At 75.5% G+C, this 384-nt stretch carries 1 pseudogene; it reads right to left on the bottom strand.

From position 1 onward, the window contains the following. Positions 1–269 (bottom strand): annotated as a pseudogene (locus ACNFOC_RS55865) (streptophobe family protein); the annotation flags it as partial. Positions 270–384: the final 115 nt, after the last annotated feature.

Here is a 384-nt window from a genome sequence, read left to right on the forward strand (position 1 = left end):
GGAGGCGGAGGTTGCTGCCCGCCGTCCGAGTCGTCCTCCGGCCAGTCCCGCGAACGTGACCCGGGCCGACGCCGGGGCGGCCGGGACGGCGGCTCGTAGGACTGGGCCATGGTCGGGGCGCCGTACATGTCGGCGGGCGGCGGAGGGGTGCCGGGCGACTGCGGGTCGGCGTAGGGGCGAGTGCCGTCCTCCGGTTGCCGTAGCTCATCGGGCAGTTGGAGATACGGGTTGGTCGCGGGGTTCGGCGCACGGTAGGGCGAGCTCGGCACGTAGGGCCCCGTGCCGCCCCCGGCGGTCTCCGGATGCCCTGCGTGTCCCGCGCCCTCCGCAGGCTGCGTATGTTCCGGATGACCCGGCCGGCCCGGCTGCCCCGGAGTCCAGGAA

This window comes from Streptomyces colwelliae, assembly GCF_048158785.1.
In the GTDB taxonomy this organism is placed as follows: Bacteria; Actinomycetota; Actinomycetes; order Streptomycetales; family Streptomycetaceae; genus Streptomyces.